Below are 24,614 nucleotides of genomic sequence, written 5' to 3' on the forward strand. Positions count from 1 at the left end.
GCCTTATGGAAAGACAAACAGTCTCGGTGATCAAACGTATGCTCTGGCTGGTGCCCGCCACCTGGTCGCAATTGCGAACACTGGGCATGGTGTTCATGCACAGCTTCCGCAAGCGGGAGACGGTGAATTACCCGGAGCAGGACGTCTATCTGCCACCACGCTATCGAGGGCGTATCGTACTGACCCGCGACCCGGACGGGGAAGAGCGTTGCGTGGCCTGCAACCTATGCGCGGTGGCCTGCCCGGTGGACTGCATTTCACTGCAAAAGGGCGAGCAGGAAGACGGCCGCTGGTACCCGGAGTTCTTCCGCATCAACTTCTCCCGCTGCATCTTCTGTGGCATGTGCGAGGAGGCCTGCCCGACGTCGGCCATCCAACTGACGCCGGACTTCGAGATGGGCGAGTACGATCGCCAGCAACTGGTCTACGAAAAAGAGGACCTGCTGATCAACGGTCCCGGCAAGGACCATGACTACCACTTCTACAAAGTGGCGGGCATGGCCATCGGTGGTAAAGACAAGGGCCAGGCCCAGAACGAGGAGGCGCCGGAGGATGTGCGCACGTTGTTACCCTGATCGTCATCGCAATTGCGACCGTAACCTGAAGGAGGCAACCTGATGGAACTGGCCTTCTATATCAGCGGACTGGTGGCGGTGCTGGCCACCATCGGGGTGATCACCGGCACCAGCCCGGTTCATGCGGTGGTGTATCTGATAGTGTCACTGATCGCCGTGGCACTGGTGTTCTTTGCTCTGGGGGCACCGTTTGTCGGCGCCCTGGAAATCATCGTGTACGCCGGGGCGATCATGGTGCTGTTTGTGTTCGTGGTGATGATGCTGAACCTGCGGTCGGATGCGGAGCAGGAACCGTCATGGCGGAATCCGCGCCATTGGGTGGGGCCGTCGTTGCTGACGTTGCTGCTGCTAGGTGCCCTGGCCGTTCTGATCGGTCAGGGTGGCATGGGGCAGATGATCGATGGTGAGCTGCTGACCGCACGGGCCGTGGCCCTGACCTTGTTCGGGCCCTGGCTGATGGTAGTGGAACTGGCAGCTATTCTCCTGCTGGCCGCCCTGGTGACGGCTTCCCATGTGGGCCGGCGATCAAACCCCTTGCGAAAGCAGACGTCAATGGATAACCGAAACCAGGGAGGCCGCTCATGACGGGCATTCCCATGGAGCATGGGCTGATCCTGGCCGCTATTCTGTTCAGTCTGGGGCTGCTGGGGCTGATGCTGCGCCGTAGCATGCTGTTTGTGCTGATGAGCCTGGAAGTCATGCTGAATGCGGCGGCGCTGGCATTTGTGGTGGGAGCCACAGCCTGGAACCAGCCGGATGGGCAGGCCATGTTCCTGTTGGTGATTACCCTGGCGGCGGCGGAAGCCAGCGTTGGGCTGGCGCTGATGATCCAGCTTTACCAGCGGTTCCGCTCCCTGAATCTGGATGCCGTTAGCAGGATGCGTGGATGATGGCGATGGCAGTGACTCTTTCGTTTCTGTTGCCTCTGGCGGGCACACTGATCCTGGCGTTCAGCGGCGGACGCCTGGGTGCGTTGGCCAGTTCCGTGGTGGGCGTCGGTAGCGTAGGGCTGGCGGCGCTGGCCACGGCGTGGGCAATGATGGCTCATTCCGGCGGTAGTGAAGGTATAACCCTTTGGACCTGGATTGCCGTCGAGGATTTCCAGCCCACCATCGGCCTGGCAGTGGATGGCCTGGCACTGGTGATGATGTCAGTGATTACCGGAGTCGGTTTCCTGATTCATCTGTTCGCCGCCTGGTACATGACCGGTGAGGAAGGCATTACCCGCTTCTACGCCTGGATGAACCTGTTTGTATTCAGCATGATGCTGCTGGTGCTGGGAGACAACCTGCTGCTGTTGTTCCTAGGTTGGGAGGGTGTCGGCCTCTGCAGCTATGGCCTGATTGGCTATTACTATCAGGGCAGCGCCAATGGCTGGGCGGCCTTCAAGGCGTTTGTGGTAACCCGCATTGGCGACGTGTTCCTGGCACTCGGGCTGTTCCTGATCTTCATGGAGCTGGGCACACTCGATATCCAGCAATTGCTGGCCCTGGCACCGCAGCAGTGGCAGGAAGGCAGTACAACCGCCAACCTGGCGGCGCTGCTGGTACTTGGCGGTGCCCTTGGCAAGTCGGCTCAGGTGCCGCTGCATACCTGGTTGCCCGACGCCATGGCCGGCCCTACGCCGGTGTCTGCGCTGATCCACGCGGCGACCATGGTCACGGCGGGCGTGTACCTGATTGCCCGGCTCAATGGCCTGTTCCTTCTGGCCCCGGATGTGCTCCTGCTGGTCGGTGTGATCGGGGCTGTGTCTCTGCTGCTGGCGGCCTTTGCGGCTCTGGCACAGACCGATATCAAGCGCGTACTGGCCTATTCCACCATGAGCCAGATTGGCTACATGTTCGTGGCGTTAGGCGTAGGCGCATTCGATGCTGCGATCTTTCATCTGGTGACCCACGCCTTTTTCAAGGCTCTGTTGTTCCTGTCTGCCGGGGCGGTGATCATCAGTTGCCACCATGAACAGGACATGCGTCGGCTGGGCGGTCTCTGGCGCAAGTTGCCCGTGGCTTATGGTGGCTTCCTCGCGGGCGGTGCGGCACTGGTGGCATTGCCACTGGTGTCGGCTGGCTTTTTCAGCAAGGACGAAATCCTGTGGCAGGCAATGGCGGCTGACCAGACCGGCCTATTGATTGTGGGATTGCTGGGCGCGGCGTTGACCGGCATCTACACGGTTCGGCTGATTCTCGGCACCTTCCATGGCGAGCCGGGCAGCGACCACGCCCGACATCCGGAGCCCGGCACCAACCCACTGACTCATCACCTGCCGTTGATCGTGCTGGCGGTGCTGTCCACCTTTGTTGGCGCCTGGCTTTATCCCGGCCTCGGTGAACTCTTCCCGGACGCACCCGGAGAAGCAGCGGAAACCGGCCACACCCTGCTGCAGGTACTGGCCATGGGCGCCGCTGTTGCGGGTTTGCTGCTGGCAGCATGGCTGTTCCTGCGGCAAAGGGAATGGCTCACAAAAAAGACCGGGCAGGGTATAGGCGCCCGCCTGTGGACACTCTGGCACCATGCGTGGGGTTTTGACGCCCTGTTTGACCGGGTGCTGGTGCAGCCCTGGCAGTGGGTGGTGAAGGTTCTGAGGGTGGATCTGGTGAACCTGGTGATGAATTTGCCGGCGCTGTTGGCGCGTGCGCTTAATGCCGGGCTGGTGAAAAGCCAGAACGGTCGCATGCGTAACTACGCCCTGGTGATGGTGTTGGGCGCCACGATCATCCTGCTGGCTCTGGCGGTGTTGCCGGGAGGGAACGCATGATCCTTGTATGGCTGATCCTGATCCCATTTATAGGTGGGCTGCTGTGCTGGCAGGCGGACCGGTGGGGCGATCGGGCGCCTCGCTGGATAGCGCTGGCTACCATGTTGTTTGTTCTGATCATCAGCCTGGTGCTCTGGGTAACCGGTGATTTTGCGTTGCCGGGCGAGGTCACCAGGCATTGGCTGCTGGAATGGAGAACGTCCTGGATCCCGCGTTTCGGTATTGAGATTCATCTGGCGATGGATGGCCTGTCGCTGATCCTGGTGGCGTTGACTGGCTTCCTAGGCGCACTGGCCGTGCTCTGTTCCTGGCACGAGATTGACCACCGTGTGGGTTTCTTCCATCTGAACCTGCTGTTCATCCTCGGTGGTGTTGTGGGTGTATTCCTGGCGCTGGACCTGTTCCTGTTCTTCCTGTTCTGGGAAATGATGCTGGTGCCGATGTACTTCCTGATCGCGCTATGGGGGCACAGTGGCTCAGCGGGGCAGACCCGGATTCGCGCTGCGACCCGTTTCTTTATCTACACCCAGGCGAGTGGCTTGTTGATGCTGGTGGCGATACTGTCACTGGTGTTCGTTCATTACTCCAACACCGGCGAACTGTCTTTCAGCTACGATACTTTGCTGGGCACCGATGTTCCCGATGCGCTGGCGCCCTGGTTGATGCTGGGCTTTTTCGTGGCATTTGCCGTGAAGCTGCCGGTGGTCCCATTCCACGGCTGGCTTCCGGATGCCCATGCCCAGGCGCCGACAGCTGGCAGTGTCGACCTCGCCGGTATTCTGTTGAAAACCGCTGCCTATGGCATCCTGCGGTTTGCGCTGCCGCTGTTCCCGGAAGAGTCTCAGGCGTTTGCGCCTGTCGCCATGACACTCGGGCTGGTGGGCATTATCTACGGCGCCGTACTGGCATGTGGCCAGCAGGACATAAAGCGCCTGATCGCCTATACCAGTATCTCCCACATGGGCTTCGTGCTGATTGCCTTGTATTCGGGCTCGGAACTGGCGATTCAGGGGGCCATTATCCTCATGGTGGCCCATGCCTTCTCCAGTGCCGGGCTGTTCATTCTCAGCGGCCAACTGTATGAGCGCATTCACACCCGTGACATGCGGATCATGGGCGGCTTATGGGGGCGAATCCCGGTGCTGCCCGGTTTTACCCTGTGTTTCGTCGCCGCCTCCCTGGGGATGCCAGCCACGGCCAACTTCGTGGGCGAATTCATGGTGCTGTTTGGCACCTTCCCCAATGCACCGGTCGTCGTGGTGATTGCCAGCGTCGGGCTGGTGCTGGCGGCGATATACTCCCTGCTACTGATGCAGCGGGTGCATTATGGTCCGGAATACCGCCAGGGCGCCTTGAAAGGGCCGGACGCGAGGGAGTACGGCATGATGCTGGCGCTGCTTGTGCTGACGGTAATGGTGGGGCTCTATCCTCAGCCAATACTCGACATTACCGCGCCGATAGCGGGCCCGGCTGCCGAGCTGTTTCAGCAAGCCGGAGCAGAACTGGCAAGCCGTTCAGGGGAGGTGAACTGATGCTGACCCTGGCAAATCTGGTTGCACTCGCACCACTGATCGTTGTTGGTGTCACGGCGGTGATCGTCATGCTTGGTGTAGCCTGGCAGCGGCACCATGGCGCCACGGCGTTGGTTTCGGCCATTGGGCTGGCATTGGCTCTGGCCTGCGTGCCTGTGGCCTCAACAGCATTGTCATCGCCGCCACTGATGGCTGTGGATGGGCTGGCGTTAATGGGCAGCGTGCTGGTGTTGTTGTGTGCGCTGGTCACGGTGGCCCTGAGTCATCATTACCTGACCGGTTATATCGGCCCGAAGGAAGAGTTTTACCTGTTGCTGTTGTGTGCCGTGACCGGGGCATTGGGACTGGTGGCCAGCGATCACCTGGCGACCCTGTTCATCAGTCTGGAACTGTTGTCGATGCCCCTCTACGGCATGTTGGCCTACAGCTTTCGGGCAGAACGGTCGCTGGAAGCCGGCATCAAGTATCTGGTTCTGTCTGCGGCCGCGACGGCGTTTCTGTTGTTTGGCATGGCGTTGATCTATGCCCGCACCGGGCATCTGGACCTGGCGGGCCTGGCGACGGGGCTGGCAAGCACCTCCGATGCATGGACGCTCGCCGGGGCTGTGCTAATGCTGGTAGGGCTTGGCTTCAAGCTCTCCATTGTTCCCTTTCATCTCTGGACGCCGGACGTTTACCAGGGCGGGCCAGCGCCGGCCACCATTTTCCTGGCCACGGTCAGCAAGCTGGCGGTGTTCGTGCTGTTGCTGCGTCTGGTGACAGTTGCGCCGGTGTTTAACAACGACTGGTTGAACACACTGATAACACTGTTGGCCCTGATCACCATGTTGGGGGGCAACCTGTTGGCGCTGTTCCAGTCCAACCTGAAACGACTGCTTGGCTATTCCTCCATTGCTCATTTTGGCTACCTGATGGTGGCCATCGTTGCAGGTGGAGCTCTGGCGGTAGAAACCGTGGGGGTTTATCTGGTGACCTACCTGGTCACCACACTGGCAGCCTTCGGCGTGGTTACCCAGCTGTCCAGCCCGTTTAGTGGTGAAGATGCCGCCGGACTGCATTATTACCGTGGGCTGTTCTGGCGTCGTCCATGGCTGGCTGCAGTGATGACCGTGAGCTTCCTGTCTCTGGCTGGCATTCCGCTCACTGCAGGATTTATCGGCAAGTTCTATGTGTTGGCACTGGGGGTTGCCGAAAACCGCTGGTGGCTGGTGGGCGGTATCGTCGCAGGCAGCGCCATTGGGCTGTTCTACTATCTGAGAGTGATGGTCACCCTGTACCTGCCGGAACCCGGCATGCGCCGGATGGATGCCACCAACGACTGGGGCAACCGTATCGGTGGGTTGACGCTGCTGGTTGTGGCCGTATTGATTCTGGTGCTGGGCGTTTATCCCTCGCCGATGATCCAGTGGGTGGTGGGGCTCTCGACCGTTGTCGTGTCATGACTTCACAGCGGTTTCTCTGATTTTGACAATTTCCTTATAAAACTCCGACAAAGATCTGATAATAGGCTGCTAACCTATGCGTTCAGTAATGATCGATGGTTTCAGACAAGAGGGTAAACGAACGCCCTTCAACACCAATGGAATTCGATGGAATGACAGCTGATAGACCGCCCCTTAGACTGCTGATAGTGGAAGATCAGGTAGACCTTGCGGAAAATCTTTTCGAGTTCCTGGGGGAAGATCGCTATTGCCTCGACTTTGCTGCCGATGGTTTGACCGCGTTGCATTTGCTGGCCACGCAAAGCTACGACGTCATCGTTCTCGACCTGATGCTACCCGGTGTGAACGGCTTTGATGTTTGCCGGCGTATTCGCGAGGATTTGCGATGCCAGACTCCCATCATTCTAATGACCTCCCTCAGTGCCCTGAACGACAAAGAAAAAGGATTCGATTGCGGTGCGGACGACTATCTCGTGAAGCCGTTTGAACTGAGAGAATTGCAACTGAGAATTGAGGCGCTTCACCGGCGACACTCACCGTTGAAGCCGGTACTGCAGGCTGGAGAGATCCGATTTGATCCTGGCACTCTGGAAGTTGAGTTGCACGGGCTGAAAACAACTCTGTCTGGCACGTCGTCACGATTGTTCGAACTGCTGATGCGAGCCTATCCGAACTTTCTTGGCCATACGGCATTGACTGATGCCTTATGGGGTGGCGCTCGTTATGGAGATGCAGAGGGCAACAACTTGCGGACTCAAATCTACACCCTCAGGAAATCCTTGCAGGGGAGCCTTGGCAACGGCCTGATAAAAACGATACACGGCAGGGGTTACCGACTGGAGTCGCCGGAAGATACAGATCGGACTACACCATGAAGTCATCGCTGACTGCCCGACTGACCGGAACCCTGTTCGCCCTGATTGCCGCCACTGCGGCGGTATCAATGTTCATTGTTGAGCAGTTTGTTGAGGACATTGAAGACACCATCCTGGACCTTGAACTAAAGGCAGATGCGGACTATTTCAAGCAACAGCTTCTCGAAGATAGATTCCAGCCGGTAAAAACGGGGCGCCTGGAGGCAGTCTTCCTACCGGAGGGAGAGGCGGAAGCGGTTCTGCCGGACTATTTCCAGGGCCGCACCCTGCCATTCTCCCGGGAAGTCGAGGTGGGTGAGACAACGCTGTTGATTGTCGGCGAACAGCTGAATGAACCCGGTGGTAAGCTTTTCCTGGCCCAGGATATTACCATCATGGAGAACCGTGAGTTCCTCGTTCAGCTTGTTCTGGTTGGTGTCGCAGCCGGTATGCTCCTGGTCGCTTATTTTATTGCTCGGGCGGGCGCTCGCTATCTTGTGCGTCCTTTCAAGAAGCTGACTCGCGAGGTGCTGGGCACGGAGCCAGGATCTTCCATGCCGAGAATTGCCACCCACTATCGCGACCAGGAGTTTTGCGACATTGCCGATGCATTCAATCGTTTCCTCTCAGAGCTTGAGACCCATATCGAACGGGAAAAGTCCTTTGTAAAGCTTGCCAGCCATGAACTTCGTACGCCTCTGGCAGTGATGAGCGGTGCGCTGAACGTACTGGAACAGCGCCAAAGCCTATCGGAGGCTGATCAGAAAACTCTGGACCGCCTCCGTCGGGCAATGCAAACAATGCGCGATGATACAGAAGTCCTGTTGGAACTGGCCCGCAGTGAGGCTTCCAGCGACGATGCAAGGATCATTGTGGTGAAGGACATCATCCAGAATACGATTGATGACCTGGAGCATGGGCACCAGGCTCAGGCTGGTCGCATCACGATATTGGATGACAGTCCGGATCTCAGGGTCAGAGCCCACCCTGTACTGGTGCGTATGTTGCTGCGTAACCTTTTGCAGAATGCGCTGCGTCACACTCAGTCTCATATTGAGGTCCATATCCTGTGGAACGGGATCCTGATAAAAGACTTTGGTTCAGGTCTTCCCGAGACGGCGGTGGAGACTCTCAGATTATCGAATGAACCCAGTGGCGTCATATCCAAAACAGATCAACTCAACAACACAACGTTCGGATTGCTCATTGTTCGCCTGGTATGTGAACGATTGGGTTGGGGGATCAGAGTTGCCCAATCGGATGATCGGGGTACCGAGTTCCTGATTGAGATTGATAATCGGAGTTGACGGTTTGTCGTTTCACTCTCTCTAATCATGAATGGGCCCTGGTGATTTACCGGGTAGGCCATACGAGCGGTTATTATAGAGTTTTAACGGCAACAGGGCATGGGCAAGGGCTCTGTTGGACAGGGTTTCGGATGGCGCCTGTTCCAGGTATTGGGTCTGCCCCCGGTCTCTGGAGTAAACGCCGGCCAGAGGTGGCTGGTCGGGACGTAGCACCGTCACGTTGAAGTGGTTGTCCATCCAGGCGTAGTAATCATTGAACTGCATCATCGCCCGACCGGGTGCGTCCGGGAACGCCGCCAGGTCGCGACCCATCAGGGGGTGCTCGCTGGCGATGCCCATGAGAGACAACAGCGTTGGCGCCAGGTCGATCTGGCTAGTGACGGTCTGGATTTTCCGGCTTTCAATGTCGGCTCCCAGAATCAACCCCGGAATCTGGAAATTCTTGATAGGCACCAGTTCATCACCCCAAACCCTGGCGTCATGGTCGGCCACAATCAGAAACAGCGTATCCTTCCAGTAATCGCTGTTGCGAGCAGATTCCATGAATTCACCCAGGGCGTGATCCGCGTATTTGACGGCATTGTTGACGGTGTTTTTCTCGTCGTCGTATGGCTCAATACGTCCGTCAGGAAACTCAAACGGTGTGTGGTTGGAGGACGAAAAAACCAGACGGAAAAAAGGTTTCCCCGAGGTATGCAGTTGCTTCAGCTCATCATGGGTTTTTTCAAATAGATCTTCATCGCTGACGCCCCAGCTACCGGTAAAACTCGGATCGGTGTAGTCCTGCTGGTCGACAATCGTGTCGAAGCCATTGCCGGTGAAAAAGCTGCGCATGTTGTCAAAGTGGGCCTCCCCACCATATATGAAGCCCGTGTCATAGCCTTTTCCTTTCAGCAGCTCGCCGAGGGTAAAGAAGTCGGTCTGGGACAGGGATAGTTTCACCACGCTGCGTGCGGGAGACGGCAGGAAGCCTGAAATGACGGCCTCGATGCCCCGCACGGATCTTGTGCCGGTGGCATACAGGTTTTCGAACCACCAGCCAGAGTCCTTCAGAGCCTCCAGATGTGGGGTGACGGGTGTTCCACCGAGCGATTCCACAAAAGTCGCACCCAGGCTTTCCTCAAGCACGATCACCAGGTTGAGCGGGTTTGATCGTGTCCGGGCCGGGGTTTGGTGGTGCAGCGTTGGAAACCGTTCTGACTCGAATTCGGCGTTGCTCAGCCATGGCTCATTCCGTACTTCGTCCAGAATGCGGGACATAGCCATGGAACCGTAATTATCGCTGGCCTCTGCCTCGTGTTTAAGGTTGTAGATCGCAAACGCCACGGACCAGGTCGAATTAAGAATCAGCGAGTTCACCAGTGCATCGGAGGTTAGTGCAAACATGGCGGGATTCGCCGGCCGGTGGCCTGTTGTGGATCGAACGCTTATAAATACCAGGAGCACGATAATTGGCCATACCATTAAAGCTTTGCGGTAATTGCCGGGTTTGGCTTCCTTCAGCCATGGTTTCATCAGCCGGGCGAATAGCCATGTCAGAGTAATCACAATCAGGACGCCCAGGACGACGGTGGTCAGATAGCCCTCCCAAAGCATGCTCAGTACTTCCCTGGGATAATTCAGATATTCGATAAACAGCCGATTGGGGCGAACATCGTATTCGGCTATGAAAGTCGGGGTGGACAACTCCATGAAGAGGAACGTGCAAACCACGACCAGTGCCCAGAGAAAAGTAAGACGCTTCCAGACCGCCCAGCAATACCTATGGCCGAGAACCGGAAGGAGCAGCACCAATGGCGCCACGACCATGCCAGCCATGATCAGATCTACCCGCAGGCCGTGAAGAAAAATACCGGGCCAGACGGAGGTCGTCTCGACCCGATCAAATTGCCAGGCCACCAACAAAGACCGGGACAGTCCTCCTATAAGAAGAATGGTGCAGAACAGCATGAGTATTGGTGCATAGGCGCCGGCCCATCTGAACCAGCGATACACACTTTCAGGCAGTGAAACGTTTCTTGCCGGCGATGAAGTTGGCATAACAGGACTCTACGTTTGAGGGAACACTCTGTGGGCCGAGTAATGGAAACGTAGAGTAAGGGATGGTTTGTCAGTCTCAGGTCAGGGAATTGTCAGATATTCATCAAATTCAGCCTCCGGACTATTGATCGCTGAGCGGTTTACCTGCCTATTTACCCAGCAATTCACCCACTGGGCGCAAATTAACAACATGGTCGCACAGTGATTTGACGATCATCAGGATTGGAGTGGCAACCACGAGCCCCACGGGGCCCCAAAGCCAGCCCCAGAACAGCAGGCCAATAAAAATGGCAACCGCGTTGAGGCTGGAAATATGGCTGGTGAGCCAGGGCGTCAGCAGATAGCCCTGAATGCTGGTGATGGCCAGCGACGTACCGGCAACAATGATCGACATTTCCAATTCACCAAACTGTATGAAGGCGGCCATACCCGTGCCCACGAGCACCAGGAACGGCCCCAGATACGGAACGGCACTGGCGATGCCGGCCAGAACGCCCCAAAAACCGGCTTGCTCAACGCCCAAGGCCAAAAACGCCAGCCAGGTCAGCACACCCACGAATACGGCACCTACAAACATCACAAACAGGAACCGCCGTACGCTGCGATGGAACTCGTTCATGATTCGGGCGGCCTTGCGCATTCGAGCGAAGGATGGCCCGGATATTTTGACGATCTTGCGTCTGTACAGTGAGCCAATGGCGAGCACAAAATACACCAGCAATAATGCCGAGAAGCACTGGGAAATCAGCACCAGGGCCGCCGGGGAACCCTGAAGTACGTAATCTTTGATCTCGAGAGGGTCATCAACCACGCGCACGGGTGTTGCACCCGATCGCGATGCGTCTCCGTTACCCTGATCGGGGCTGGCGGTCGCTTCAATTTTCTTCGCGGCGGATTGCGCTTTTTCCATCATGCTCTCCCCGTCCTTGGGGCGTCTGGCTTCACTCTGCTGAAACTGTTCGATGGCCACCGGTATCTTGTCCAGCATAGCCATGGCTTCCTGCTTCAGGGGAATACTGGCTCCGGCGATGATACCTATAAGCAGAATCAGCACCACAGCCGCCGCCAATGGACGGGGTACTTTCAACCGGTTAATTGCGGCGACCAGCGGCTCAAGCGCGTAGCTGATTAATACGGCCACCACTAATGGCAGCAACACCGCCTGGGCCCAGTCAATAAAATAGAGGGTTGCGATACTGGTGAGTGTGATAAGCGACATGCTGCGCATATTGATGGCGTCAATCAGCGCCTGACTATTCTGGGAGTTGTTGTCTGCTCCCGACTCATCACGCTTTGTCTGTTCGCCGCTCTCCATCGGGCATTGCCTCCGTGTCCAACCTAAACGGTGTTTGAGAAGTATGTTGCCAGATTCGAATTATTCAGTGCCGTTATGACACCGACAACGATAATGGGTCCAACCGGTAAAACCGGCTTAGCGCCTCGTAGACGTCCGGCTGTTCCGCTTTCAGATGCCCAGGCTGTTGGTAAAAGGCTTCCGTCAGCACTGCAAAAAACTCGGCGGGCTCGGTGGCGCCGTATGGGTCCAGCCAGGGCTTCTGGTGATGTTGAAGTGACTGTCTCAAGTGTTCATAGGCCTGAGTCATCGTTTCCTGCCAATGTCTTGCCTGTTCGCCACTGAGTGGCGGAGCGCCGTCCGCAGTGCCGTCCAGGTAGTCCAACTGGTGGGCGAATTCGTGAAGAATCACGTTATGGTGACCATCAGGGTTGACTGCACCTTCCTCGCACTGTGTCCAGGCCAGAACCACCTGTCCATAACTTGAGGCCTCGCCCGCTCGAATCTCGTTACTCTCGCTCACCACCGGGCCATCATGCTCAATATCCCTGACATGATAGGCATCCGGATAGACCAGAATACTGCGGATGTCGTCGAAGTCGGAATAGCTGCGGTTCACGATGAGCAGGCAGGCATGCCCCGCGATGGTCAGGCGTACGGTGTCGTCCACCTCGAACCCATCACAGCCGTAAAAGGATTTCTCCGCCAGGAACAGCTGTACATGTTGCTCCAGTTGTCGTTTGAGCTTGGCCGGCAGCCCGGGGAACAGGGGCACCTGGGACTCGAGTGTCGCACGCCAGTTCTCCGGAAAGGGGGTCTGAAGCTGTCTCTCGCGGCGCCAGTTACGGTAGAAGAACAGATAGAAAACCGAGGCGGCAATCACGGACAGCGCGCAGAGAGTGTAGATCAGCATTGGCAAGGCTCCGGGGCTGTGTGGTGATTTGACATTTTACTTCAGTTTGCTAATGAATTAGGTGTTGGGTAGCAACATTCCCGCATCGTGATTGAATTCTGATGCCGTTCATCATAGGGGGTTGTAGGGCGGCCGTCAGGGAACTTTTCGTTACTTCCTATCAGTAGTGGCCACCAGTTCGTTCGTGGCATGGAAGCATAAAGGAATCTGCTCCATGTATATCGTGACCAATCGAACCGTCGATGAAAGCAAACACAGTGAAAACGAAGCGTTTGGTAGCAAGCCCATTGAGGGCCCCAATGAATTGCGGCTGGCGGAAGCAACCCGACGGGGAAACCGGTGGCATATCAACATTCTGCCTGACCAGATCACGCCGACAATGGCGAAAAGCGTCGATCTCAATTCCGATAATACCTACCCGGCGAGCGCCTATGTGGCACGCAAGCTGATCGAAAAATCCGGCCACGGCGCCAGCGCGCAGAAATCCGGACGAAACCTGTTGTTGTTTGTTCATGGCTACAACAACGATATGACCGACGTGCTTGATCGGGTCGAAAAGCTGGAGAAAAACTTTGATATTGAAGTGATTGTTTTCAGTTGGCCAGCGAACGGAGGAGGCCTGCATGGCGTTCTGAGCTACAAAAGCGATAAGCGGGACGCCCTTGCTTCGGTGGGGGCGTTCAATCGGGTGCTGGAGAAACTGGAGGCCCTGGTGATCGAATTTCACGCCCAGTACGTGGCGGAACTTCAAGTGCGGGCTGAAACCAGGTATGCGGACAATGCGGCTGCCTGGGATCGCTATTTTGCGAAGGAGGTCCAGAAGCGCTGCCCGTTTACCGTCAATCTGATGCTGCACAGTATGGGGAACTATCTCTACAAGCATCTTTTGGGGAGTTCAGTTTACAGCGGTGATCGCCTGCTGTTTGACAATGTTGTTATGGTGGCCGCGGATACCAATAATGAAAACCACGCTGAGTGGGTGGACCGAATTCCCTACCGCAACCGCCTCTATATCACCATTAACGAAAACGACGGTGCCCTGAAGGCCTCACGCCTGAAAATGGGGGAACAGCAAAAAGCCCGGCTCGGGCACTACCTGCGGCGGCTGGACTCCAGGGTAGCGACCTATATGGACTTTACCAGCCAGCCTCATGTGGGGGATTCACACGCCTATTTCGAGGATAAGCCGTTGAACAACAAAAAGGTGCTGGAGTTCTTCAGGGTCGCGCTGAATGGTCAGGTAGCCGAGAAACCGACACGCTATGATCCCTCCCGGAATGTTCACCGATTATAAATCCAGGTGTTAATCCTTACAGGACGCATTTTGGCCGTGGCCTTGTTATTTGATCATAAGTGCCAACAGCAGCTCTCGGGCGCCCCAGGCCTTCGGTATCTTTTCGCGCTCATGCATCAGTTGAACGAGTTTCCGATTAATCGGAGCGTCGGTGCCCAGCTTTTCAGCCAGTTTCACGACTTCGCCGTTGATCCAGTCAATTTCTGTTGGGCGCCCGGCCTGGAGGTGCTCTGCATTGGAGATTCCGTTTTGCAGACTGACCACCGGTATGCCATCCGCCACCCAGGGAGCGAGCTGTCTACCGGCTTCTGATGTGGCTGCGGACTTGACTGTTACCAGCACAAGATCCGCGTTGCCCGCCGCCTCGGCAGAGGTCACATACTGATGATCGGCCAGTTGGCTGTGGAAGCGAAAGCCCCCATAGTCGGTGACCGTCAGCGGCGTGCTTCGAAGGCGTTCCTGCATGGTCTTTCGGCCTACCATGACCACGTTAACGCCAGAAGATAGCAGCCTGCCGCCGAGGTAACAGCCGATACTGCCGGCGCCAAATATAACGACCTTGAAAGTACTCTGAGTCACGGGTTTTGCCTTATTGTTTTCCCGAATAGTGGAAGGGCTGCCCGCAAGAGTCAACTGTTGGAGCTCTGGCAACGACTTCCCAGTTCGCGGGTTGAACCATACAGTGATGAGTCGGTATAACGGACCCTTACCCAAACAACAGGAGGCTTTCATGCCTGAACAAAGAACCGTTGTGATTACCGGCGCCAATCGCGGCATCGGCCTCGAGTTGGCCCGTCACTACGCGGGTGAAGGCTGCGACGTGATTGGTGTTTGCCGGGAAGCGTCCCCGGAACTCAAGGAAGTGGCGACTCGAGTTATTGAATCTGTGGACGTCACCACGGCAAGCGGACTTCAGACTTTGATTGATGGGTTGAAGGGCGAGTCGATCGAGCTGCTGATCAACAACGCCGGCCTGCTGCAGGATGAAAAACTGGGAAGCATCGATTTCGATTCCATTCGTACCCAGATGGAAATCAACGCCTACGCGCCGCTGCGGGTGGCGGAAGCGCTCATGTCCCAGATACCGTACGGTGGCAAGATTGCCAATATCACCAGCCGGATGGGCTCCATTTCGGATAACGACTCGGGCGGCCGCTATGGTTATCGTGCGTCCAAGGCGGCGCTGAACGCCTTTGGCAAGTCTCTGGCGATGGATCTTAAACCGAAGGGCATCGCAGTAGCTCAGCTCCATCCCGGTTATGTGCAAACTCGGATGGTGAACTTCGGCGGTCTGATTACACCCGAGGAGTCAGCAAAGGGGCTGGCAGCGAGAATTGAAGGCCTCAACCTGGAGAATTCAGGGTCGTTCTGGCACAGCAATGGTGAGGAATTGCCCTGGTAAGGACGTGTTGGGGAGAAAACCAAAACGAAAAAAGGCAGCCGAAGCTGCCTTTTTCAAACGTGCTGGCTGTTATTTAAACAGCAACAACGTTCTCTGCCTGAGGACCTTTCTGGCCGTCAGTTACGGTGAACTCAACCTGCTGGCCTTCTGCCAGAGTCTTGAATCCGCCGCCTTGAATAGCGCTGTAGTGAACGAATACGTCAGGGCCGCTTTCACGAGTGATGAAACCAAAGCCTTTTGCTTCGTTGAAAAACTTAACAGTACCGGTAGTAGTCGACATAATCATAATCCTGAAATCGATAATTTAATGTGCCGCCAGACCATCTTAAACGATGACTGATCAGCGTTGTGCGGAAACAAAAAACGCGCGGAATCAAAAACAGGACGGACAACTACCAAAACAACAGAGATGCGTCTTATTCGTGAAATGCTGTGCTAAATCTTTCCTACGAAACGAACCTTACTCCTATGTCCCCGAAATTGCCAAGTTTATTTGTAGGCATTTACCGATGCGATCCAAAATCAAAACAATTACTCTGGGGGTCAGAGGCCCGTTATTTGGGAAATTGCCGTTTGGAACGAGGGTGAACTCATGAAATACATCTTCGAGGTACGCATACGAGAGGGGCACACGGCAGAGGAATACGCGGATGCCTGGGTTCGCGCCAGCGAGATTATCCAGCAGGCGCCGGGTGCGAGCGGAACGGAGTTGCACCGGAAAATTGGTGACCCAAACGTGTTGATTGCCATCGCCAGTTGGGACAGTAAAGAGCAGCGGGACGCCATGGAAGGGCAGCATAACCCGGAAGTGGCCCGAATCATCCGCAGCGCCGCACCATTTTGCGAGATTACGCCGCTTGGCGAGTTCGAGGACCCTGAGTGGGTAGTGATGCCGTCTGGCAAGCGAGGTAGGTGAGTGGCCATGGCTCGAAAACGCCCGCAGATCTCATCCATGGCCGCATTGGGATTCCAGGCGGGCATTGGGGTGGTGGGGCTGCTGGCGATTTTTCTATTCGGTATACCGGTTCAGTACGATGGTTTGAGTCCTGGCTCGGTCGTTCTATGGGGAGTGGCCGGCAGTGTGGCAACGTACGTTGTGATCATGATGCTGACCTGGCTTCCGGGCCGGCTTCGCGACTCTCTGGAATCCCAGTTGGAGCGGTTGCACCGTTTCGCCTGCGAGTATTCCTGGCCGGTGCTGGTAGCCTTGGCAGTCTTCGCCGGAGTCGGTGAAGAATTGCTGTTCCGTGGGGCGGTCCAGGGTTGGCTGGCCCAACACACCCACGATGCGGTTGCGATAGCGGCTGCGTCGGTGCTGTTTGGCATGGTGCATTATCTTTCGTTCACCTACTTTCTATTGGCGACGGGGCTGGGAGTGGTGTTGGGGGCAGCTTATGCACTGACGGACAGTTTGTTGTTGGTGATGGTCTGGCATGGTGTTTATGACATGATAGCGCTGTATTGTCTGCGCCGGTTTCCAGAATGGTTTGGGGTGCGGGTTGGATAAACCAGAAACACGTCGTCTGTTCTTCGGATTGGAAATCCCCGATTCGGTGAAACGGCGTCTGGTGGCGATCCAGCAACCGGTCGCTGGGGCGCGCTGGCAGCGACCGGATCAGCTGCATCTTACACTGGTATTTCTCGGTAGTGTGGCCAGACAACGGTTGCCGGATGTATGTGATGCCGCCCGAAACCTGCCAGTTGAACGATTTGATCTTACGGTTTGCGGCCTGGGCTGCTTCGGCCGACCGGACTCTCCAAAAAATCTGTGGGCCGGAGTTCAGCCAGCGGATAAACTGGCAGAGCTTCACGAGGTGCTTAACCAGAGGCTCTGCATGTCCGGGTTTGAGCAGGAAAAGCGCCCGTTCTGCCCTCATATCACGTTGGCTCGTTTCAAGAGGCAGCGCGGGTCAGTCGCCGAATTGCTTGAGTCTCAAGAACAGCAACCCATAGGGACATTTTCAGTGTGCAGCGTTGTGCTGTTTGAAAGCACTCCGGGTGCCACAGGGTCTGTCTATCAGGCCATCGAGAGAGTTCCTCTGGCCGGGGCAGGAAGGGATTGAATCCCGCCGCAAGAATAATTCCGGTAAGATTCCGTCGTTCACACAACGAAGGTGCCCTTATGTTCCACTACGAAACCGAACCAAGATTCAGCGACACCGACGCACTTGGCCATATTAATAACACGGTTTACCCGGTCTGGTTTGAGCAGGCGAGAACACCGGTGTTCCGTATATTCCATCCTTCCCTGGAGCCGAAAGGCTGGCCCCTGATACTCGCCCGGATGGAAATAGATCTGAAAGCCCAATGTTACTGGTCCACGCCTGTGGAAGTTCGCTCCGGCATTGGCAAAATCGGCAACTCTTCCTTCGAGGTTATCCAGGAAGCCCGGCAAAATGGCGCTTTAGTTGCGCGCGGTGTTACCGTGCTGATTCATTTCGACTATGAGATTCAAAAGTCGGTCCCAATCCCTGAAGCGATTCGTAGCGAGCTTGCAGGGCACGCTTTCGAGGCGTAAGCCGCCGGTTAGCCAACAACAGTTCCGGAGACAACGTGGACAAGCTTAACAATAACGAAGTGGAACGGATTTTTTCATCGGCACCGTTTGTTGCGGATATTGGTCTGGAACTGGTGTCTGTCAAAACCGGTGAATGCCGCTCCCGGCTTGTGCTGGCGGAACGGCACCTGCAGCAGGACGGTTTCGTCCACTTTGGGGTACAGGCAACGGTCGCGGATCACACGGCCGGTGCAGCCGGGGCTTCTGCTGTTAAATCCGGGCAGATGGTCCTGACATCGGATTTCTCACTGAAGCTGCTGAGATCAGCCAGCGGGACACATATCGAGTGTGTTGCCACTGTGCTCAAGGCAGGTTCCACGTTAACTGTTGTAGAGTCTGAGGTGTATTGTGGCAAGGCTGGCGACATGCGACTTGTCTCCAAGGCAACGGTGACACTGGCCATTGTCAGCCCCAAAAACAGGTGAGGTAGTGTGCAGTGTTTCGTGATCAGTCTTGTCGGTTTTCTGACCGTTTGCGTGTTACTCCCCCGCTCGTTTCCTGGCTTCGAAGTTTTCAAGCTCAACGTTGATGGCGTTGGTCGAAATCACGATTTCGTACAGCGAATACAGCAATGAGACCGACAGCAATATCAGGCTGATGCCGAACGCAATGGCCCCAGCAAGCTGAGCCCCCACAAACAGAACAAACATGGACATGGTGCAGACAAAAAAGCTGAGCACGCCGTATGCCTGCATCCGTTTGGTCAGCACAATGCGTTTGCGCAGCATGCCGATCTGGCGGACGATAAGGGCATGGTCTTCTTCCGTATCCATTTGCTTAAGCTGGCGGATCAGTTGGGCCAGAACAAGAAAGCGATTAGTGTAGGCCAGCAGTAGCAATGAAATGGCCGGAAAAAGAAGGGCAGGGGTGGTGAGTGTCAACATTGACTCCTTGATTTGTGCAGACGGGGGAATCGGGCTTAATAACTACCAGATGCCACGGGCAATACGCTGGTCATTTCGAACCGGCCTGTTGTAGAGATAAACCCATGCCTGGCCATGGCAGGTGTGGACCTTTTCACGGAGGTAAAGACTTGTCTTTCTGGCCTTTGAATCGTAGTCCTCAAGGCGATCCAGGGTTGCCAGAAGTGGGTCGTTTACCGCGTACACTTCCACCTTTACGCCCTCAGACGGTTTGGCCAGTGCGCCCGGGTAAGGGCCGAGATCATAAAGGGTCAGGCTGGTAAGCGTGTCCGCACCAATATAGCAGGCTTTTTCGAGCAGGTGGTGATTGCTGTAACCGCGCTTCAATGAGCCGTAGACCGCGACAATGTGTTTCATGGGTTCCCACCAGTACCGATAAAACCATCGTAGTTTAGAGCCATACGTGGGTATCAATCCAGATAGCCATTACCTCTGACGTTTTTGGTTGTGCCGGTGTCGTATTGGTTCAACCTGATAACTGAAAACAGGGTCACATTAGAGCTATCGACAACCCGGTAGGGGGAGATAGCAATGGCCGTTAAATTTGAGCAAGCACTTCTGGATTATCCGCAACAACGGGCGGGCGCCGCCCGCCAGCCTGACAGTGTTGATCAGTCCGATCGTCGGGTTCCCATCAACCTGCGCCAGTCCGGCCCAACGCCGGTGGAGATGTTGATCTCCACCCGTGTGCGCAAGTCGCCTTATTGGCACCTGGCGTACGAAGCCGGATGCTGGCGGGCAACCGTTTACAACCGAATGTATCACCCTCGGGGTTATGTCCGTCCGGAAGATGGCGGCGCCATGGTGGAATACGAGTCGCTGATTCATGACGTCACCATGTGGAACGTGGCCGTAGAACGCCAGATTCAGGTCAAGGGCCCGGATGCGGAACGCTTCGTGAACTATGTGATCACTCGCGATGCCACCAAGATAAAACCCATGCGTGGCAAGTACGTCATTCTGTGCAATGAAGAGGGTGGTATTCTGAATGACCCGGTTCTGCTTCGTGTTGCCGAGGACGAGTTCTGGTTCTCCCTTTCCGATAGCGACCTGGAATTCTGGTTGCGGGGCGTCAACATCGGGATGGGCTTCAACGTCACCATCGCGGAAATCGATGTAGCGCCGGTGCAGATCCAGGGCCCCAGATCTGAGGCGCTCATGGCTGACCTGTTCGGTGAGCGAGTGAAGGATATTCCGTACTATGGCCTGATGGAGGGCCAGGTGGCCGGCCATGACGTGATTGTCTCCCAGACCGGTTTTACCGGTGAGAAGGGCTACGAAATCTACCTCAAAGAAGCCACCAAATACGCCGAAGACCTCTGGTACACCGTGCTTGCCGCCGGTGAAGCCCACAACCTGAGGGTGATTGCGCCGGCACATCACCGCCGAATTGCAGCCGGTATCCTTTCCTGGGGGCAGGATGTTGACCAGGAAACCCTGCCATTCCAGTGCAATCTGGCGTATCAGGTGCCTCGCAACAAGGACGCGGATTACATCGGTAAACAGAAGCTTGAGAAAGTCCGCGAGCAACTGGACGCAGGCAGACCGCCGTTCAGCCACATCATGGTGGGCATCCGTTTTGGCGGTGGCCAGGTAACCGACTATGCCAACGACTTCTGGCTGGTCAGCGGACCGGACGGCGGCGAGCCGGAGGGTTATGTTACCTCGCCCTGGTACTCGCCCGAGCTGGAAACCAACATCGGGTTGGCTTATGTACCCTTTGATCTACGTGCCGTTGGCACCCGCCTGACGGTCCATCTGCCGGTGGAATACGCAGCCGCGGATGGTTCAACGGCTGTCGAGGCGGAAGTGGTGGAAGTGCCCTTCCGACCTTCGGTGAACCCCAATGCCCGCGAGCGGGCCCGGGCGAAAGGTATCGATTTCGCCGACTAGCGTAACGGCAGGTCAGGTGGCTGGTGTGGCCTGACCTGCCGAGTGCACATGAGTAGCAATGGGGGCGTGGTTTATGAAACTGGTGAGTGACAAACAGCCGTTCAGTGCCCGCGAAGAGGAAGCCGTTGTACGGCTGCGAGCCTTGGTGAAATTCGCGTCCATTGAGGCAACGCCCCGCCAGATACTGGCGCTGGAGCATTTGCCGGATTTGCTGCCTGTGGGCACGTGCGTTTATGTGCCCTTCCTGCCAAAGGGGCAGTTCAGTGACACCCTGCAGGCCTGCCGACATCTCCTTTCTGTCGGTATGCAACCGATTCCTCACGTACCCGCACGTATGGCCGAGAGCCGCGGGCAACTGCGGGACTGGCTCTCGCAACTGGATGAAGCTGGTGTTGACCGGTTGCTGTTGATTGCCGGCGACAGCGATGCGATCGCCGGACCTTTTCCGGACACGCTGGCGGTTCTGGAGTCCGGCCTGCTGGCCCAGTTCCAATTCCATGGTATCGGTGTCGCTGCCCATCCGGACGGGCATCCGATGGCGGACCGGGCCACCCTCATCCAGGCCCTTGGCATCAAACGCGAATACGCGCGCACGACGTCCACAAGGCTCTGGGTGGTTACTCAGTTCACCTTTGACGCCAACGTGGTCATCGACTGGCTGCAAAGCCTGGGCGACATCCTGGAAGAAGTGCCGGTATACATTGGCATGGCCGGCCCGACGCGAGTGAAAACGCTCATTGGCTATGCGGCTCAATGCGGGGTGGGGGCATCGGCCCGTCTGATGCTGCGACGCCCTGGCAGCGCCAAACTGCTACGTGCGTGGACGCCGGACGGAATGGTGCGCGCGCTGGTCCAGTATTGCCTGGACAACCCGGATACCTTGCTACGGGGTATTCATCTTTTCCCATTCGGTGGCCTGCGCCAATCGGCGCAATGGATTCAAGAACACAGTGGGTCCGTTGAGGGCCAGAGAGGCCAGTTTCATGAGTCTTCAGTACAGTAAGCTGACACCCGCAACACCACCGGAATCCGACTTTCCTCCGCCGGGCACTCCCGACATTGAAATCGCCCGCTCGGTCCAGCCTCAGTCCATTCTGCTGCTGGCCCAACAGCGTTTCGGTCTGCCGGGGGAGAGCCTGGTGCCGTTCGGCCACTACAAGGCCAAACTGGACATGGCCTATGTGGATACCTCCGATACCGCGCCCCGAGGCAAACTGGTGCTCGTGACCGCCATTACACCCACCCCAGCGGGGGAGGGCAAGACCACCACAAGTGTGGGGCTAAACGACGGCTTCAATCGCCTGGGGGTACGTTCGTCCGTGTGCCTGCGGGAGCCCTCTCTGGGCCCCTGTTTTGGCATGAAAGGGGGCGCAGCCGGCGGGGGCCGGGCACAGGTAATTCCGATGGAAGACATAAACCTGCATTTCAATGGGGACTTCCACGCCATCACCACGGCCCATAATCTGTTGGCATCGCTGATCGACAACCATATTCATTGGGGTAACGAAACCGGGCTGGACCCGCGTTATATAAGCTGGCGCAGAGTCATGGATATAACCGACCGGTCCCTGAGAAACATGGTCTGTGGTTTGGGCGGGGCTGCTCACGGCGTACCTAGGGAAACCGGGTTTGATATCACGGTGTCATCGGAAATTATGGCAATCCTGTGCCTCGCGGATGGCCGGGCGGACCTGAAACAGCGGTTGGGCAATATCATCGTCGGCAGGCGCTCGGATATGACCCCGGTGACGGTTCGAGACCTGGGTGTGGAAGGGTCGCTGACGGTGCTTCTGAAAGAGGCGCTGCAGCCCAATCTGGTTCAGAGTCTGGAACACAATCCGGTGTTCATCCACGGTGGGCCGTTTGCCAATATCGCCCACGGCTGTAATTCCGTCACTGCCACCCGCGCGGCCCTGGCCCTGAACGATGTCGTGGTCACCGAGGCGGGATTTGGCGCCGACCTGGGGGCTGAAAAGTTCATTGATATCAAATGCAGGCACACAGGCCTGCGGCCCGACGCCGCCGTGGTGGTTTGTACCATTCGGGCGCTCAAGATGCAGGGTGGGGTCCCTCGCAGCCAACTCTCCGTTCCCGACCTCGCCGCCTTGAGGGCCGGTGCCGCCAATTTGGAACGGCACGTTCGTAATCTGCAGCAGTTCGGGCTGACGCCAGTGGTGTGCATCAACCGTTTCCCGGACGATACCGTGGAGGAAATGTCACTGGTGCAATCCATCAGTGAGTCGCTGGGTGTGCGTGCAGTGCCTGCCGACCATTGGGCCCTGGGTGGTGAGGGTGCCACCGAACTGGCTCAGGCGGTGCTTGATCAGATGGACGAAGGCACACCGGAGGTGAACTTTCTCTATGAAGACAGTCTGCCGCTGGCGGATAAAATCCGTACCATCGCCACGCGCATTTACTACGCCGGAAGCGTGGAATTCACCACGGTGGCGAAGCGGCAATTGGAGGAATACGAAAGCCTGGGATTTGGCCACCTGCCGGTATGTATTGCCAAGACCCAGTACAGCTTCTCAGCGGATTCGTCGGTGAAGGGAGCGCCATCCGGCCATACACTGCCGGTAAGGGAGGTGCGCCTGGCAGCCGGCGCCGGCTTTGTGGTGGCGGTGTGCGGTGACATCATGACCATGCCCGGTTTACCACGTCATCCCGCGGCGCTGGACATTGCGTTAGATGATAATGGCCTGGTGATGGGATTAACCTGACCCGGTACCCTCAAAAATACCATAGGTTGGCTCGGCGCGAGCGCGCCTCAATGCCTGCTGGGAGGAGGACGGCAGGCTGGCCATGGAATCGGTAAGAACCGTATTGGGAGAGCCAGAGCCCTGGGAATAAATCTCCATTCGCTCGTATTTGGGCGCGCGTCCCATGGTCTTGCGATAGCATCGGCTGAAGTGGGTGGCGGATACGAACCCGCACATGGAGGCGATCTCCACAATCGAGCAGGACGTCTGCTTGAGCAGCCGTCGGGCCCGGTTAAGGCGTACCCGCAGGTAATAGCGCGACGGTGTGCAGCCCATGTGCTTGAGGAACAGCCGTTCCAGTTGCCGCCGTGAAATGCCGGCCAGTGTTGCCAGTTCCTTCAGTTCGATGGGCTCTTCGATATTGGCCTCCATCAACTGGGCCGCTTCCGCGAGTTTGGGTTGGGCGCACGCCAGTCGCGGGTGCATGGGCATGGGCTGCTGTTCACTTTCCTCGCGCACCCGGTCGCACACAAACATGTGGGAAACTGCATTACTGAGTTCCTGGCCGTGACGCCGTGCCAGAAAACTGAGCATCATGTGCATGGGGACGGTGCCACCGGTACAGGTCATACGTTCCCGCTCGACAGTAAACAGGCGGTTGTTGGTCTGCACCCGTGGAAAGCCCTCCTGCATGGCCTCCAGGCATTCCCAATGGGCGCTACAGGCGTGCCCGTCCAGAAGGCCTGCGCTGGCGAGGACATAGGGCCCGGTGCAGACGGCTCCAAGGAGGACATGGCGACGCGCCATCAGCTTCAGCCAGATCACCTCCTTGCGGGAGAAACTCCGTGTGACATCAATACCGGCCACCACAATCACCAGGTCAAAACGATGCTCTTCCTGGATAGACGCATCCGGCAACATGGAAATGCCATCGCTGGCACGAGCGGGTTCGCCTTCGGCGGTAAGCAGCTTCCAGGAATAGAGTTCAGTACCAGCCAATTGGTTGGCCATGCGCAGTGGCTCAACGGCCGTGGCGAGGGCAATCAGGGTGAAATTATCGATCAACAGGAAGCCGACCCGATAGGGTTCTTGGGCGGGCTTGTCTGTGTGTGAGCCTGTGTCAGCGGTCATGGT

Annotated in this window: 26 protein-coding genes; 18 read left to right on the forward strand and 8 right to left on the reverse strand. The window is 56.9% G+C overall.

All coding sequences use genetic code 11. From position 1 onward, the window contains the following. The first annotated feature begins 26 nt into the window (after positions 1 to 26). From nuoI to AC13D2_RS17070, 8 genes are all read left to right on the forward strand, one after another. Positions 27 to 575, forward strand: coding sequence for an NADH-quinone oxidoreductase subunit NuoI (gene nuoI, locus AC13D2_RS17035; RefSeq protein ID WP_292048471.1), 549 nt, complete (start codon positions 27 to 29; stop codon positions 573 to 575). Positions 576 to 617: 42 nt separating this feature from the next. Beyond that, positions 618 to 1,160, forward strand: a complete 543-nt coding sequence (gene nuoJ, locus AC13D2_RS17040; protein WP_292048398.1) for an NADH-quinone oxidoreductase subunit J — start codon at positions 618 to 620, stop codon at positions 1,158 to 1,160. Further along, the gene (gene nuoK / locus AC13D2_RS17045; protein WP_292048397.1) at positions 1,157 to 1,465 is read left to right on the forward strand and encodes an NADH-quinone oxidoreductase subunit NuoK; all 309 of its coding nucleotides are present in this window, start codon (positions 1,157 to 1,159) and stop codon (positions 1,463 to 1,465) included. Before nuoJ ends, nuoK begins: the two co-directional genes overlap by 4 nt. After that, a complete protein-coding gene (gene nuoL, locus AC13D2_RS17050; protein WP_292048396.1) occupies positions 1,462 to 3,330 on the forward strand; it encodes an NADH-quinone oxidoreductase subunit L in 1,869 nt (622 codons plus the stop codon). The genes nuoK and nuoL overlap by 4 nt, the downstream gene beginning before the upstream one ends. Further along, positions 3,327 to 4,862 carry an NADH-quinone oxidoreductase subunit M gene (nuoM, locus tag AC13D2_RS17055; protein ID WP_292048395.1) on the forward strand — a complete coding sequence of 512 codons (1,536 nt, stop codon included), beginning with the start codon at positions 3,327 to 3,329 and terminating at the stop codon, positions 4,860 to 4,862. Before nuoL ends, nuoM begins: the two co-directional genes overlap by 4 nt. Then, entirely contained in the window at positions 4,859 to 6,304 is a 1,446-nt protein-coding gene (nuoN, locus tag AC13D2_RS17060; RefSeq protein ID WP_292048470.1) for an NADH-quinone oxidoreductase subunit NuoN, read from the forward strand. Before nuoM ends, nuoN begins: the two co-directional genes overlap by 4 nt. Positions 6,305 to 6,456: 152 nt before the next feature. Continuing rightward, positions 6,457 to 7,179, forward strand: a complete 723-nt coding sequence (locus AC13D2_RS17065; protein WP_292048394.1) for a response regulator transcription factor — start codon at positions 6,457 to 6,459, stop codon at positions 7,177 to 7,179. Further along, positions 7,176 to 8,465, forward strand: a complete 1,290-nt coding sequence (locus AC13D2_RS17070) for a HAMP domain-containing sensor histidine kinase (RefSeq protein WP_292048393.1) — start codon at positions 7,176 to 7,178, stop codon at positions 8,463 to 8,465. Before AC13D2_RS17065 ends, AC13D2_RS17070 begins: the two co-directional genes overlap by 4 nt. A gap of 21 nt (positions 8,466 to 8,486) precedes the next feature. Here the strand turns inward: AC13D2_RS17070 and AC13D2_RS17075 are convergent, their stop codons facing one another. From AC13D2_RS17075 to AC13D2_RS17085, 3 genes are all read right to left on the reverse strand, one after another. Further along, a complete protein-coding gene (locus AC13D2_RS17075; RefSeq protein WP_292048392.1) occupies positions 8,487 to 10,505 on the reverse strand; it encodes an LTA synthase family protein in 2,019 nt (672 codons plus the stop codon). A 148-nt stretch (positions 10,506 to 10,653) separates the two neighbouring features. After that, positions 10,654 to 11,820 (reverse strand): AI-2E family transporter, encoded by a 1,167-nt coding sequence (locus AC13D2_RS17080; RefSeq protein WP_292048391.1) that lies wholly within the window; start codon positions 11,818 to 11,820, stop codon positions 10,654 to 10,656. 73 nt (positions 11,821 to 11,893) lie between these two features. Further along, on the reverse strand, positions 11,894 to 12,712 hold the full coding sequence (locus AC13D2_RS17085) for a M90 family metallopeptidase (RefSeq protein WP_300493053.1): 819 nt from the start codon (positions 12,710 to 12,712) through the stop codon (positions 11,894 to 11,896). Between the two features lie 214 nt (positions 12,713 to 12,926). Between AC13D2_RS17085 and AC13D2_RS17090 the strand changes: the two genes are divergently transcribed. Further along, on the forward strand, positions 12,927 to 14,006 hold the full coding sequence (locus AC13D2_RS17090; RefSeq protein ID WP_292048389.1) for an alpha/beta hydrolase: 1,080 nt from the start codon (positions 12,927 to 12,929) through the stop codon (positions 14,004 to 14,006). A gap of 45 nt (positions 14,007 to 14,051) precedes the next feature. Here AC13D2_RS17090 and AC13D2_RS17095 read toward each other — a convergent pair whose 3' ends face one another. After that, on the reverse strand, positions 14,052 to 14,585 hold the full coding sequence (locus tag AC13D2_RS17095) for a 2-dehydropantoate 2-reductase N-terminal domain-containing protein (protein WP_292048388.1): 534 nt from the start codon (positions 14,583 to 14,585) through the stop codon (positions 14,052 to 14,054). A gap of 151 nt (positions 14,586 to 14,736) precedes the next feature. On the opposite strand from AC13D2_RS17095, the gene AC13D2_RS17100 reads away from it, so the two are divergent. After that, entirely contained in the window at positions 14,737 to 15,408 is a 672-nt protein-coding gene (locus AC13D2_RS17100; RefSeq protein WP_292048387.1) for an SDR family oxidoreductase, read from the forward strand. Positions 15,409 to 15,481: 73 nt separating this feature from the next. Here the strand turns inward: AC13D2_RS17100 and AC13D2_RS17105 are convergent, their stop codons facing one another. Next, the gene (locus tag AC13D2_RS17105; protein WP_007151952.1) at positions 15,482 to 15,688 is read right to left on the reverse strand and encodes a cold-shock protein; all 207 of its coding nucleotides are present in this window, start codon (positions 15,686 to 15,688) and stop codon (positions 15,482 to 15,484) included. A gap of 312 nt (positions 15,689 to 16,000) precedes the next feature. Between AC13D2_RS17105 and AC13D2_RS17110 the strand changes: the two genes are divergently transcribed. Genes AC13D2_RS17110 through AC13D2_RS17130 form a run of 5 tightly spaced genes read left to right on the forward strand, consistent with a single transcriptional unit; the run spans position 16,001 to position 18,390 of the window. Further along, complete coding sequence (locus AC13D2_RS17110) at positions 16,001 to 16,324, forward strand: antibiotic biosynthesis monooxygenase family protein (protein ID WP_292048386.1); 324 nt, start codon at positions 16,001 to 16,003, stop codon at positions 16,322 to 16,324. A 6-nt stretch (positions 16,325 to 16,330) separates the two neighbouring features. Further along, the gene (locus AC13D2_RS17115; protein ID WP_300493040.1) at positions 16,331 to 16,915 is read left to right on the forward strand and encodes a CPBP family intramembrane glutamic endopeptidase; all 585 of its coding nucleotides are present in this window, start codon (positions 16,331 to 16,333) and stop codon (positions 16,913 to 16,915) included. After that, on the forward strand, positions 16,908 to 17,471 hold the full coding sequence (gene thpR / locus AC13D2_RS17120) for an RNA 2',3'-cyclic phosphodiesterase (protein ID WP_300493037.1): 564 nt from the start codon (positions 16,908 to 16,910) through the stop codon (positions 17,469 to 17,471). Before AC13D2_RS17115 ends, thpR begins: the two co-directional genes overlap by 8 nt. Positions 17,472 to 17,530: 59 nt before the next feature. Continuing rightward, the gene (locus AC13D2_RS17125; protein WP_292048383.1) at positions 17,531 to 17,926 is read left to right on the forward strand and encodes an acyl-CoA thioesterase; all 396 of its coding nucleotides are present in this window, start codon (positions 17,531 to 17,533) and stop codon (positions 17,924 to 17,926) included. Between the two features lie 35 nt (positions 17,927 to 17,961). Next, complete coding sequence (locus AC13D2_RS17130; RefSeq protein ID WP_292048382.1) at positions 17,962 to 18,390, forward strand: PaaI family thioesterase; 429 nt, start codon at positions 17,962 to 17,964, stop codon at positions 18,388 to 18,390. 54 nt (positions 18,391 to 18,444) lie between these two features. Here AC13D2_RS17130 and AC13D2_RS17135 read toward each other — a convergent pair whose 3' ends face one another. Beyond that, positions 18,445 to 18,849, reverse strand: a complete 405-nt coding sequence (locus AC13D2_RS17135) for a DUF2721 domain-containing protein (RefSeq protein WP_292048381.1) — start codon at positions 18,847 to 18,849, stop codon at positions 18,445 to 18,447. Between the two features lie 42 nt (positions 18,850 to 18,891). Beyond that, positions 18,892 to 19,245, reverse strand: coding sequence for a gamma-glutamylcyclotransferase family protein (locus tag AC13D2_RS17140; protein WP_292048380.1), 354 nt, complete (start codon positions 19,243 to 19,245; stop codon positions 18,892 to 18,894). A 174-nt stretch (positions 19,246 to 19,419) separates the two neighbouring features. Here AC13D2_RS17140 and AC13D2_RS17145 point away from each other — a divergent pair, with 174 nt between their 5' ends. The 3 genes from AC13D2_RS17145 (at position 19,420) to AC13D2_RS17155 (ending at position 23,501) form a co-directional block, all read left to right on the forward strand. Continuing rightward, positions 19,420 to 20,781, forward strand: coding sequence for a glycine cleavage T C-terminal barrel domain-containing protein (locus AC13D2_RS17145; protein ID WP_292048378.1), 1,362 nt, complete (start codon positions 19,420 to 19,422; stop codon positions 20,779 to 20,781). Between the two features lie 73 nt (positions 20,782 to 20,854). After that, the gene (locus tag AC13D2_RS17150) at positions 20,855 to 21,784 is read left to right on the forward strand and encodes a methylenetetrahydrofolate reductase (protein WP_421910413.1); all 930 of its coding nucleotides are present in this window, start codon (positions 20,855 to 20,857) and stop codon (positions 21,782 to 21,784) included. Next, the gene (locus AC13D2_RS17155; RefSeq protein ID WP_420390795.1) at positions 21,765 to 23,501 is read left to right on the forward strand and encodes a formate--tetrahydrofolate ligase; all 1,737 of its coding nucleotides are present in this window, start codon (positions 21,765 to 21,767) and stop codon (positions 23,499 to 23,501) included. Before AC13D2_RS17150 ends, AC13D2_RS17155 begins: the two co-directional genes overlap by 20 nt. Here AC13D2_RS17155 and gbdR read toward each other — a convergent pair. Beyond that, positions 23,493 to 24,611, reverse strand: a complete 1,119-nt coding sequence (gene gbdR / locus AC13D2_RS17160; protein ID WP_482938935.1) for a choline metabolism transcriptional regulator GbdR — start codon at positions 24,609 to 24,611, stop codon at positions 23,493 to 23,495. The two genes, AC13D2_RS17155 and gbdR, sit on opposite strands and share 9 nt — an antisense overlap. Positions 24,612 to 24,614: the final 3 nt, after the last annotated feature.

It is taken from the genome of Marinobacter sp. B-12 (genome assembly GCF_056857915.1).

Coding starts and splice junctions, on each gene's coding strand:
- AC13D2_RS17145 (WP_292048378.1), top strand. CDS start 19,420: ATGGCCGTTAAATTTGAGCAAGCACTTCTGGATTATCCGCAACAACGG.
- AC13D2_RS17075 (WP_292048392.1), bottom strand. CDS start 10,505: ATGCCAACTTCATCGCCGGCAAGAAACGTTTCACTGCCTGAAAGTGTG.
- AC13D2_RS17115 (WP_300493040.1), top strand. CDS start 16,331: ATGGCTCGAAAACGCCCGCAGATCTCATCCATGGCCGCATTGGGATTC.
- AC13D2_RS17070 (WP_292048393.1), top strand. CDS start 7,176: ATGAAGTCATCGCTGACTGCCCGACTGACCGGAACCCTGTTCGCCCTG.
- AC13D2_RS17150 (WP_421910413.1), top strand. CDS start 20,855: ATGAAACTGGTGAGTGACAAACAGCCGTTCAGTGCCCGCGAAGAGGAA.
- AC13D2_RS17085 (WP_300493053.1), bottom strand. CDS start 12,712: ATGCTGATCTACACTCTCTGCGCGCTGTCCGTGATTGCCGCCTCGGTT.
- AC13D2_RS17135 (WP_292048381.1), bottom strand. CDS start 18,849: ATGTTGACACTCACCACCCCTGCCCTTCTTTTTCCGGCCATTTCATTG.
- AC13D2_RS17100 (WP_292048387.1), top strand. CDS start 14,737: ATGCCTGAACAAAGAACCGTTGTGATTACCGGCGCCAATCGCGGCATC.
- AC13D2_RS17110 (WP_292048386.1), top strand. CDS start 16,001: ATGAAATACATCTTCGAGGTACGCATACGAGAGGGGCACACGGCAGAG.
- AC13D2_RS17105 (WP_007151952.1), bottom strand. CDS start 15,688: ATGTCGACTACTACCGGTACTGTTAAGTTTTTCAACGAAGCAAAAGGC.
- nuoM (WP_292048395.1), top strand. CDS start 3,327: ATGATCCTTGTATGGCTGATCCTGATCCCATTTATAGGTGGGCTGCTG.
- nuoL (WP_292048396.1), top strand. CDS start 1,462: ATGATGGCGATGGCAGTGACTCTTTCGTTTCTGTTGCCTCTGGCGGGC.
- AC13D2_RS17125 (WP_292048383.1), top strand. CDS start 17,531: ATGTTCCACTACGAAACCGAACCAAGATTCAGCGACACCGACGCACTT.
- AC13D2_RS17140 (WP_292048380.1), bottom strand. CDS start 19,245: ATGAAACACATTGTCGCGGTCTACGGCTCATTGAAGCGCGGTTACAGC.
- AC13D2_RS17090 (WP_292048389.1), top strand. CDS start 12,927: ATGTATATCGTGACCAATCGAACCGTCGATGAAAGCAAACACAGTGAA.
- AC13D2_RS17080 (WP_292048391.1), bottom strand. CDS start 11,820: ATGGAGAGCGGCGAACAGACAAAGCGTGATGAGTCGGGAGCAGACAAC.
- nuoJ (WP_292048398.1), top strand. CDS start 618: ATGGAACTGGCCTTCTATATCAGCGGACTGGTGGCGGTGCTGGCCACC.
- gbdR (WP_482938935.1), bottom strand. CDS start 24,611: ATGACCGCTGACACAGGCTCACACACAGACAAGCCCGCCCAAGAACCC.
- nuoK (WP_292048397.1), top strand. CDS start 1,157: ATGACGGGCATTCCCATGGAGCATGGGCTGATCCTGGCCGCTATTCTG.
- AC13D2_RS17155 (WP_420390795.1), top strand. CDS start 21,765: ATGAGTCTTCAGTACAGTAAGCTGACACCCGCAACACCACCGGAATCC.
- AC13D2_RS17065 (WP_292048394.1), top strand. CDS start 6,457: ATGACAGCTGATAGACCGCCCCTTAGACTGCTGATAGTGGAAGATCAG.